This is a genomic window from Pseudomonas sp. PME37.24/006, assembly GCF_055556635.1.
Genome location: NZ_JBVHNL010000243.1, coordinates 1 through 247 on the forward strand (window position 1 = coordinate 1; position 247 = coordinate 247).

The 247-nt window shown below is 54.3% G+C and carries 1 protein-coding gene; it reads left to right on the forward strand.

Annotation, left to right across the window (positions count from 1 at the left end; all coding sequences use genetic code 11):
• Positions 1–247: methionine adenosyltransferase domain-containing protein (locus ACZ3GY_RS24575; RefSeq protein ID WP_465912414.1), on the forward strand; the 247-nt coding region annotated here is incomplete at both ends.

The window sequence follows — 247 nt, forward strand, 5'->3', positions numbered from 1 at the left end:
AGGTGATTGTGGCCTGACTGGTCGCAAGATCATTGTGGACACTTATGGTGGCGCGGCACCGCATGGTGGTGGCGCTTTTTCTGGTAAAGACCCAACCAAGGTGGATCGCTCGGCTGCTTATGCTGGCCGCTATGTCGCCAAAAATATTGTGGCCGCAGGGCTGGCTGATAAATGCCAGATTCAGGTCAGTTACGCGATTGGTGTGGCCAAGCCAACTTCGGTCATGGTGACTACTTTTGGCACTGGT